The following is a 10,291-nucleotide window of genomic DNA, read 5'->3' on the forward strand; positions in this document are numbered from 1 at the left end:
GAACCTGCGGATGCGGCAAGACACGTCACTGAATCGGACGTTTCGGGAAAAGGTTGCCGGAAATCGACCTGAGGCTCCGGGGTGCTCAGGATTCAGGAAGGCGGATCGGCTCACGCAGCTTCAGACTGGAATCACGGAGTCGGGGGCAGGGGGCAGCCTACTTCCCGGCCTTGGCCTTGTCGTAGGCGGCCTTCGCGCCGGCCTCTGCGCCGATGAGGAAGTACGCTGCGCACTCGCCGTCCATCCCGGACTTCATCTTCGCCGCCGCCTTCGCGACGCACTTCTCGACCTTGGCGTCCGCCGCGCCCGCGACGGCGACGTCCTTCGCCTTGCCGCCCGCGAAGCTCCAGCGCACGCGCGGGGCGTCGCCCTTCGGCGCGCAGCGGTCCATCGCCTTCTTCTGCTCCGCGATCGACGCCACGAGCTGCATCGCCGCCATGAACCCCATGCTGGCGAGCCGGCACTCGAGGTCGTTCACCGTCATGTCGTTCACGGACATCGAGCCCACCGTGAGGTTGGCCCCGGGGATCCCGCCGTCCTGATCCGCGCCGCCGCCGGCCAGCTGCGCCTCGATCTCCTTCACCACGTCGCACGAGGGCTGGTAGCCGCCGCCGCACGCCTTCTTGAAGTAGCTGATCGCGGCGTCGCGGTCCTGCGCGACGTCGGCGCCCTCCCAGTAGAGCACGCCCACGTTCTTGCACGCCTCGGCGTTGCCCAGCCCGCACGATCTGTCGAAGAGGCGGAGCGCCTTCGCGGGATCCTTGCCGACGCCGGCGCCCTCGTAGTGGGCCATACCCGCGCCGAGGCACCCTCTCGCCTCGCCGAGATCGCACGCGCGGCCGTAGAGCGCGGTCGATCGGGCGGGATCCTTCGCGACGATCTCGTCGCTCGCGAGCATGGCGGCCAGGTTGAAGCAGCCGACGCCGTTCTCGAGGTCGCACGCCTTCTGCAGGAGCGGGACCGCCACGGCCCCGTTCTTCGCGAGCAGCGCGTTCACGCCCATGTTGTTGCAGTCGTCCCGGTTCGCGCACTCGGGCACCTCGGCCCCGGCCTCGCCCGCCGGGGATGGGGCGGGAGCGGGCTCGTTTGCCGCGGCCGTGTCGCCCGGCTGGGCAGGAGGCTCGGGCGGGGGCTCGGAAGGGGGAAGCGGCGCACCGCCGCAGCCGAGGAGGACGATCGCGAAGAGTGCGAGGAGGGCGCGTTTCATTGGGGGGTCCTTTCCCTTGGGTTGCGGACAACGAGGAGACGACCTTAACACGGAAACGGCGGGCCGGCTTCAGAGAGGAGGTGGCTGGAACGTGCCGCCGGTCGCGGCGGCGAGCTTCGCGAACAGGGCGTCGCCCGCCTCGGTGAAGCTCCTGTAGGAGTCGGTCAGCTCGATCTGCAGGAGCGGCGCCGAGCTGTCGAGCGAGAACATCCACGCGCTGCACCCGAAGATCGGGTAGTCGTCGGTGCCCTCCTTGCAGCGGTAGGCGACGACGTACCGGGTCGCCGCGGCGGTCGGCAGGATCAGATCGGCGAGCCGGTCGTCGTAGCCCCAGGCGTCGCGGTCGTCGATCCAGCGGCGCCGCTCGAACGCCCGCGAGAGCGCCGAGCCGATGTGCAGCTCCTTCGCCGGGGCGTACGGCCGCAGATGCATCCACTCCACGGGGGAGAAGTCGACGTTCGACGCCGGCGAGCTCTCGATGAAGACGGGCGGCGGGTTCAGCCCTGCCGCGGTAGCGGGCAGCGCCGGCCGGTTCGGCGCGTCGATCCATGTCGCGATCGCCGCGTACTGCTGCCTGCGGGCGTCGAGGTGCGCCGAGTAGCGCGCGAGGAGGTCGCGGTTCGTCGGCTGCGAGGTGGCGAGGGCGCCGAGCCCGATCCCGACCGCGAGCCCGATCGACGCGAGGATCGACGGCTTGAGGAGCCCGAGGTCGGTCTCGAACCGCGCCGGGCGGATGCGCAGCGCCGCGATGATCCCGATCGCGACGAGGAGGGCGCCGGGGACGAGGAAGCCGAACCCCGTGTCGGACACTGGGCTGAACGGCGTCCCGTCGCTGTCAGCGGGGTTGAGGAACGGCTTGAGGAAGACGAGGCCGCCGGCCGCGAAGGAGAGGAGGATCGCGTACAGCCGCCGCTTGTAGGCGAGCGCGAAGAGCGTGGCGATCGCCGCGGCGATGCTCCACCCGATCGCCGTCTCCTGCACGGGCCAGCGCCGGAAGACGGTCCACGTCCCGACGAGCGACAGTCCGGCGAGGAGCCCTGCCGGCAGCGGGAAGTACCTGCGCACGACCTTCGCGAAGATGGTCGGCGGCAGCGCCTGCTCCTCGATCGACTTGAGCCGATCGGGATCCGCCGCGAGCTCGGGGAGCGAGCCGAGCACGACCGACGCGCCGCAGTAGCCGCAGATCACCGAGCCGCGATCGACCCGCTTCAGGGAGAGCGGCGCGCCGCAGATCGGGCACTCGGGGGAGTATGTCGTGTCGGTCGTCATGCCGCCGGAACCGACGCTAGAACTCGACGACCGCGCCGGCCTGCGCCGGTCCGAGGATGGGGCGGAACGAGACGGCGTTCTCCTCGCGGTCGGCCTTGTCGCGCCTGGCCGCGACGATCCACCAGATCGTGCCGACGATCGCGAACGCCGCGCCGCCGAACATCAGGACGTTCCCGGTGACGGAGTACTTGCGCACGTCCTCCGCCAGGCCGTCCATCTGATCCATGGGGTCGCCGGTCTTCCGGGCGTACTTCCAGTCGTCGTAGAGCTGGTCCGCCTCCCAGCCGAAGCCGGCGCCGACGGCGATCGCGGCGACCGAGAAGCCGACGAGGATCATCGGCCCGACGTGCAGCCGCGTGTCGACCTCGAGGCGCCGCGCCGGGCCGTCGCCGGACGGTGCCGCCGCCTCGGCGCTGGCAGTCGCGGCGGCGGACGCGAGCGCGGCGAAGAGGAGCAGGGACGAGAAACGGATCATCGCGGGAACCTCCGTCTGCCGCTGTGGTAACGCCGCGCGGTCCGCTGCGCAAGGATCGATTTCGGGCCGCTCAGAGAATTTCCTTGGCCCGGGCGACGACGTTGTCGACCGTGAAGCCGAACCGCTCGAGGCACTCCTCGCCGGGCGCGGAGGCGCCGAACCTGTCGAGGCCGATCACCGCGCCGCGGTCGCCGACCCACCGGGCCCAGCCGGAGGTCGATCCCGCCTCGACGGCGAGCCGCGCGGTCACCGCCGCCGGGAGGACCGACTCGCGGTAGGCGGCGTCGGCCGCCTCGAACAGCTCGAACGACGGCATGGAGACGACGCGGACCGCGATCCCCTCGGCGCGCAGTTTCTCCGCCGCGGCCGCGCACAGGCCGAGCTCGGCGCCGGTCCCGATGAGGACGAGCCGCGGGACGCCCTCGCCGCCGGAGACGACGTACGCGCCCTTCTGCACGCTCAGCGCCGACGTCCCGTGCAGGTTCGGCACGTCCTGGCGGGAGAGGGCGAGCAGGGTCGGGCCGTTCCGGCGCGCCACCGCGACCGCGTAGGCGCCGGAGGTCTCGTTGCCGTCCGCGGGCCGGATCACGACGAGCTCTGGGATCAGCCTAAGCGACGCGACGTGCTCGACCGGCTGGTGCGTGGGCCCGTCCTCGCCGACGGCGATCGAGTCGTGCGTCATCGCGTAGATCACGCCGGCCCGGGAGAGCGCCGACACGCGGATCGCGGCGCGCATGTAGTCCGCGAACACGAGGAACGTCGCGCAGTACGGCACGAGCCCCGAGCCGTGCAGCGCGATCCCGTTGCAGATCGCGCCCATCGCGTGCTCCCGGACGCCGAAGCGCAGGTTGCGCCCTTCGCGGCTCGAGGCCGAGAAGTCCGTGGATCCCTTGAGCAGCGTCTTGTTCGACGGCGCGAGATCCGCGGAGCCGCCGATGAGGCCCGGGACGACCTTCGCGAGCGCGTTCAGGCACGTCCCGGAGTGGGAGCGCGTCGCGGCGCCCTTGTCGCCGGATCCGTAGGAAGGCAGCGCGGCCGCGAGATCGTCGGGAACCTTGCCGGAGACGAGCGCCGCGAACGCCGCGGCGTCCTCGGGGAACCGCTCGCCGTGCTCGGCGACGACCCCGCGCCACTCCCGCTCGAGCGCCTCGCCGTGCGCGACCGCGTCGAGCATGTGCGCGCGGACGTCGTCGGGGATGGAGAACGGCTCGTGCTCCCACCCGAGCGCCGTCCGGGCGGCGGCGATCTCCGCGGCGCCGAGCGGCGACCCGTGCGCGTCCGCGGTGTTCGCCTTCTTCGGCGCGCCGAATCCGATCGTCGTGCGGACGCGGATCAGCGTCGGCCGGCCGTCGTCGCGCGTCGCCGCGTCGAGCGCGGCCTCGATGGCGCCGAGGTCGCGGTCGCCGTCCGCGACGGACAGCACGCGCCAGCCGTACGCCTCGAACCGCCGCGTCACGTCCTCGGTGAAGGCGAGCGAGGTCGGCCCGTCGATGGTGATCCGGTTGTCGTCGTAGAGCGCGACGAGCTTGCCGAGCTTCAGGTGGCCCGCCAGCGAGCACGCCTCGTGCGAGATCCCCTCCATCATGCACCCGTCGCCGAGCAGGGCGAAGGTCCTGTGATCGACGAGCGGCAGGTCGGGCCTGTTGAACCGCGCGGCGAGGTGCGCCTCGGCGATCGCCATCCCCACCGCGTTGGCGATCCCCTGGCCGAGGGGACCGGTCGTGACCTCGATCCCGGGCGTCACCGCGTTCTCGGGGTGCCCCGGCGCGCGGGATCCCCACTGCCGGAACCGCTGGATCTCGCTCATCGGCATGCTCTCGTATCCGGTGAGGTGGAGGAGCGCGTACGCGAGCATGCTGCCGTGGCCGGCGGAGAGCACGAACCTGTCGCGGTTCAGCCAGCGCGGGTTCTTCGGGTTGTGGCGCAGGAAGCGCCGCCAGAGGACGTAGGCCGTCGGCGCCGCGCCCATCGGCAGGCCCGGGTGCCCGGAGTTGGCGCGCTGGATCGCGTCTACGGCGAGAAAGCGGATGGCGTTGACGCAGCGTGCGTCGAGTTCGCGGTTCGTCGCGGAGCCCTTCATCGTCGACCTCCTGTATTCGCCGATTGGTCTAACACCAAGACGGCGGCCGGCGCACCCGGTTTATGAGGGGAGGAATCAGAAAGCGGAGAGCAGGGCGGCGAGGAGGCCGGGCCGCGTCGCCCGGGCCGCGGCCGCGCACGAGAAGGCGCCGGAGTACACGTCGCTCGTGTCGCACAGATCGCCGACGCCGTCCTGGTCCTCGTCCGCCTGATCCGCGTTCGCGGTCTCCGCGCAGTTGTCGCAGAGATCGCCGACCCCGTCCGCGTCCACGTCAGCCTGGTCGGAGTTCGGGACCTTCTTGCAGTTGTCGCACTCGTCGCCGAGCGCGTCGCCGTCCTCGTCGCACTGGTACGGGTTCTGGAGGCCGAGGCAGTTGTCGCAGGCGTCGCCGACGAAGTCGCCGTCCTCGTCGGCTTGGTCCTCGTTCGTGTCGTACGGGCAGTTGTCGCAGGCGTCGCCGAGGACGTCATCGTCGGAGTTGGCGAGCGTGTTGTCCACGTCCTCCGGGCAGTTGTCACAGGCGTCGCCGAAGTTGTCGCCGTCGAGGTTGTCCTGCCCGAAGTTGGGAGCTTCCTCGCAGTTGTCGCACGAGTCCAGGATGCCGTCGGTGTCCAGGTCAGTTGCGTCGGGGACCGGCTCGCCGAACGGGCAGTCGTCGCACTCGTCGCCGATCCCGTCGGAGTCCTCGTCCGCGCCGTAGCTGAACACGTCCATGCAGAGGTCGCAGGCGTCGCCGTAGGCGTCGCCGTCGGTGTTCGCCTGCCCTTCGTTGGAGGACTCCGGGCAGTTGTCGCAGAGGTCTCCGAACCCATCGACGTCGAAATCGAGCTGATCCCAGTTGTCGACTCCGTCGCAGTTGTCGCAGACGTCCGCGATGCCGTCGGTGTCCGTGTCGGTCGCCTCGGCGGCCAGCCCCTCGGTGTATGGGCAGTTGTCGCAGGCGTCGCCCCACTCGTCCGTGTCCGAGTTCTCCTGCCCGTCGTTGTAGACCTCGACGCAGTTGTCGCAGTGGTCGCCGACGAAGTCGAGGTCCCCGTCCGGCTCCACGACGCACACGCTGTTCATCAAGACCGCCTCCATGGAGACGTTCGCTCCGAGCGCCGGGACGCAGGTCATTCCGAGCGACGAGTCGAGGTACGGGCAGGTGGGGGCGCCTTCGCCGGACGAGGTGCACACTCCGCCGCCGAAGTAGTCCTCCGGGCAGGTGTCGCAGACGTCGCCCCAGGCGTCGCCGTCGGCGTTCTCCTGTAGCGGGTTGTAGAGCTTCGGGCAGTTGTCGTACGGGCCGTGATCGCCCACCTCGTGGCCGTCCTCGTCCCAGTCGCCGATCGTGAAGCAGAGGCACGGCTGCAGGCGGCCGCACGTCACGTTCATGGCCGTGTCGTCCGGGAACAGGACCTGCCCGCCGTCGTACATGAGGAGATCGTCGCAGGCGACCTCCAGGCTTCCGTCCGGGCACTCGCCCTCGATCAGCGCGGTGCACGAGTCCTCGCCGTACGGGCCCGCGTCCTCGCCGAAGAAGACGCAGCACGCGCCCTCTGCCTCCCGGCCGATCCCGTTGCCGTTCAGATCCCAATCGCTTTCCGGTTCGGCGCAGACGGAGTCCGAGAAGTCGCCGAGCTCCGACGCGACGAGGCAGCACGGGTCCGCGTAGTTCAGGATCCCGTCGTGATCCTGGTCCCCGTCTACCGGCGCCCCGTCCGGGCACTCCGTGGCGAGGGCGCCGAGCGGCGCCAGGACCGACACGAACGCGAAAACAAGAGGTGCCTTCTTCATGATCCTATTCCTTCTTTACGATCGTGAACTCGACCCGGCGGTTGATCGCCCGGCCCTCCTCCGAGGTGTTCGAGGCCTTCGGCCGCTCGAAACCGTACCCCTCGTACGTTAGTCGCTCCGGGGGCACGGATTTCCCTATCAGGTAGTCGACGACCGCCTTGGCGCGATCATTGGACAGCTGCAGGTTGTACTCGGGGGTGCCCTCGTTGTCGGTGTGGCCCTCGACGCGGATGAGCGCGATCTGTGGGTTCGCGAGCATCGCCTCGGCCACGGCGTCGAGGATCCCGTAGCTGATCGGCGAGATGACGGCCTTGTTGAAGTCGAAATAGATCTTGCTCGACAGGAGGAGCTGCGAGTCCGTGATCTTCACCGTCGGCTTGCCCGGCCCGCCCTCGGGGCAGCCGTCCTCGTCCTGGTAGTTGTTCCGGTCCTCGGCGATGAGCGGGCAGCCGTCGAGCTTGTCCGGCACGCCGTCCGCGTCGTTGTCCCCGTCCGGGCAGCCGTCGTCGTCGGCGAACTCGTCCGGATCCTCGGCGTCGTTCGGGCACTCATCGACCCCGTCGAGCAGGCCGTCGCCGTCGTTGTCCGGATCGATGCACTTGTCGCCGTCCTCGAACCCGTCGACGTCCTCCTCGCCGGCCTCGCAGCTCCGCCGCGTCGGATCCCAAGCAAACCCGAGGAGCGCGCGGAACATGGGCGTGCCGACCGCCGATCCCAGCCCCGGGCCGCCGCCCGCCTCGAGGATCCAGTCGGTCCGCGTGCCGTACTTGACGCCCACGAGCGCCTCCATGGGCGTCTCCTTGAGCGAGTCGAAGTCGATGCCGGCCTCGCCGAACGCCTCCGCCACGATGCGGATGCCGCCGGGCTCGCCGAAGTCGCGGACGTCGAACGCGGCGCCGGCGTTCCAGGTGAGCGCGTGGCGCTGATCGTAGTTGCCGAGGCTCGTGCGCTGGCGGATCAGGAAGCCCGCGTTGAGCCCGACCACGAGCGGGCCGAGGGAGTACGACGCGAGCGCGCGCGGCTCCAGGGTGGGCCCCGCCGTCCCGAGTAGATCCCGGCCCGACGAGGCGTAGTTCCCGACCGGCGCGGTCGCGACCGCCCCGACGCCCAGCGCGAGCCCCTTGTAGTCGAGGAGGCGCGCCTTGAGCTCGATCCGCGGATCGCCGATCCCCGCCGGCTGCAGGTCGCCGCCCGGGTCGCCGCCCTCGCCGCGCTGGTAGGCGACGACCGGCACGGCGAGGCCGACCTCGAGGAACCCGAAGAGCGAGAGCGCGGCCATGAGATCGGCCTGGAGCCGCATGGCGAGTGGGAACCGGACGTCGATTACCTCGCCGCTGGCCTGGTTGACGATCTCGCGCTTCACCGGGTGGTGCGCGTAGTGCGCCACCGCCCCGGCGTTCCACTCGAGGTGGAGCTTGGTGGTCGGCAGCGTCAGGTCGAAGAACGACTCGGAGCTCGTCGACGGGCGGAACACGTCGACCGCGAGCCCGTCGCCCGGCCCGGCCCGGACGGCTTGCGGCAACACGAGGAGCGCGGCGGCGAGCGAGGCCAAGAGGCACGTTTTCAGTGGTGTGCGGTATTTTTCGAACATGAAATAGGTATTCCCTCTCCAAACCGGATATTGTCTTCCCCATCAGATATTCGAGGAGATCGTCGTGTCCAATTATCTGGAGAATAACAGAAATAACGCGAGGCGCGCCACCGGACGGCTCACGATCGCCCTGATCGCGGCGGCGATGTCGACGATCGGCTGCGGCGCCGCGATGATCGGCGGGGACCCGAACCGCCCCGACGAGGGTGTCGCCGAGTCGCTGAACGCGGTCCGCATCGCGGCGGGCCTCCCGCCGCTCGAGAGGAGCGCCGCGCTCGACGCGACCGCCGCGAAGGCGGCGGCCGCCTCCGGCAGGACGGCGGACTCCACGCCGTTGCCGCGGATCGTCGCGGCCGGGTGCTACGCCCGGTTCGCCCTGTCGCACGCGGCCGAGGGGAGGAACGCCGACGACGCCGTCGCTGCGCTGCTCGCCGATCCGCTCGGAAAGAGCAAGGTGCTGCACGCGTCCTTGACCCACGTCGGGCTCGGCTTCGACCGGGGGGGCAGGGTGCTCGTCGCCGACTTCGCGCGGCTCGTCCCGGCGCTCGACCCCGCGGCGGCGGAGGCCGAGATCCGCAGCCGCATCGCGGCCTCGAGGAAGCGCTCGAGCGCCGCCGCGCTCGGCGCGGACGCGAACCTCGACAGGGTGGCCCGGCGCGTCGCGGTCGACTACATGGCGGGCAAGGGGACGAGCGACGCGCTGATCGACGCCGCGCAGAAGGAGATCGGGGGGGCCGGCGTCTCGTTCGGCCGCGTCACCATCGCCTTCCAGGTGGTCGGCGACACCATGGATCTCACCATCCCGGAGCGGACGAACGACCCGGCGCTCGCGTCCCTCGGCGTCGGGATGGCGCAGGGGAACCTCGCCGCGCACGAGCCGGGCTCGATCGCGCTCGTGCTGCTCCTCGCCGAGCCCCAGGGCGCGCTCTCGGAGGAGCGGCCGCGCAGCGATCTGCCGCCGCCCAAGGCGGTCCCGTCGGGCGGCAACGCGGCGGCCAAGGGCTCGCTCGTCGATCAGGCGTGGGTGCTGACGCTCGTCGGCAGCCACGAGAAGGCCGCCGGCCTGTTCGAGCAGGCGTACCGCAAGTCCAAGAAGCCGAGCCTCCTCTACGAGGCGGGGCGCGCCCACGCGCGGGCGGGGAAGAGCGATCGCGCGCTCCAGGCGCTCCGCGGCTACGTCGAGCTCGTGTCCGGGGACGAGAAGGCCGCGGTCGAGGGGATGATCGCGAAGCTCGAGGCCGGCCAGAGCATCTTCGACACCTCCGAGAGCGCGGCCCTGTCGCTGGAGGCGAAGCGGTTCTTCGTCATCGGGCAGCGCCTGTTCGAGCAGGGCGAGTGGGACGGCGCCATCGACGCGTTCCAGCAGGCGTACGCCTACGCGCCGCACCCGGACCTCTTGTACAACATCGGCCTCGCGCAGCTGAAGGCGGGGCGCATCGGCGCGGCGCTCGACTTCTTCACGGAGTACCAGCGCCTCGTGCCCCAGGCGTCCAGCGTCGAGCAGGCCAGGCAGATGTTCGACCTCGGCGTGGAGCTGTACCGCGTCGGCCAGTTCGAGGCCGCGGCGAAGCGGTTCACCATGGCCTACGCCTTCATGCCGGTCCCGGATCTCGTCTACAACCTGGCCCTGTGCCACAAGGCGATGGGGGAGACGGCCGAGGCGGTGCGCCTCCTCCAGGAGTTCCTCGACGCGAACCCGGACACCGCGGATCGCGCGTCGGTCGAGGAGATGATCGGCGACATGAACCGCTGACGGCGTGGCGATACTCTTTGACTGCGGCGCAAATCCGCCTACGATTGTCGCATGAAAAGAACGGGCATCGAATTCGTCGCGCTCTTGCTCTTGGGTGCGTTCCCGGCGTGCCAAACCTCAACAAAGAACGGGACGGACGC

At 70.5% G+C, this 10,291-nt stretch carries 7 protein-coding genes; 1 reads left to right on the forward strand and 6 read right to left on the reverse strand.

Annotated features, from left to right (window positions below; translation table 11 throughout):
- Positions 1 to 157: 157 nt before the first annotated feature.
- The 6 genes from M0R80_28925 to M0R80_28950 form a co-directional block, all read right to left on the reverse strand.
- Positions 158 to 1,207 (reverse strand): sel1 repeat family protein, encoded by a 1,050-nt coding sequence (locus M0R80_28925; protein MCK9463662.1) that lies wholly within the window; start codon positions 1,205 to 1,207, stop codon positions 158 to 160.
- Positions 1,208 to 1,276: 69 nt separating this feature from the next.
- Positions 1,277 to 2,476, reverse strand: coding sequence for a hypothetical protein (locus tag M0R80_28930; protein ID MCK9463663.1), 1,200 nt, complete (start codon positions 2,474 to 2,476; stop codon positions 1,277 to 1,279).
- Between the two features lie 16 nt (positions 2,477 to 2,492).
- Entirely contained in the window at positions 2,493 to 2,951 is a 459-nt protein-coding gene (locus tag M0R80_28935; protein MCK9463664.1) for a hypothetical protein, read from the reverse strand.
- A gap of 70 nt (positions 2,952 to 3,021) precedes the next feature.
- The gene (tkt, locus tag M0R80_28940) at positions 3,022 to 5,031 is read right to left on the reverse strand and encodes a transketolase (GenBank protein ID MCK9463665.1); all 2,010 of its coding nucleotides are present in this window, start codon (positions 5,029 to 5,031) and stop codon (positions 3,022 to 3,024) included.
- Between the two features lie 75 nt (positions 5,032 to 5,106).
- The gene (locus M0R80_28945) at positions 5,107 to 6,807 is read right to left on the reverse strand and encodes a thrombospondin type 3 repeat-containing protein (protein ID MCK9463666.1); all 1,701 of its coding nucleotides are present in this window, start codon (positions 6,805 to 6,807) and stop codon (positions 5,107 to 5,109) included.
- 4 nt (positions 6,808 to 6,811) lie between these two features.
- Positions 6,812 to 8,398 (reverse strand): OmpA family protein, encoded by a 1,587-nt coding sequence (locus tag M0R80_28950; protein MCK9463667.1) that lies wholly within the window; start codon positions 8,396 to 8,398, stop codon positions 6,812 to 6,814.
- Between the two features lie 64 nt (positions 8,399 to 8,462).
- Between M0R80_28950 and M0R80_28955 the strand changes: the two genes are divergently transcribed.
- Positions 8,463 to 10,151: a tetratricopeptide repeat protein gene (locus M0R80_28955; GenBank protein MCK9463668.1), complete on the forward strand. Its 1,689-nt coding sequence runs from the start codon at positions 8,463 to 8,465 to the stop codon at positions 10,149 to 10,151.
- The last annotated feature ends 140 nt before the right edge of the window (positions 10,152 to 10,291 follow it).

This window comes from Pseudomonadota bacterium, from assembly GCA_023229365.1.
In the GTDB taxonomy this organism is placed as follows: Bacteria; Myxococcota_A; Polyangia; order JAAYKL01; family JAAYKL01; genus JALNZK01.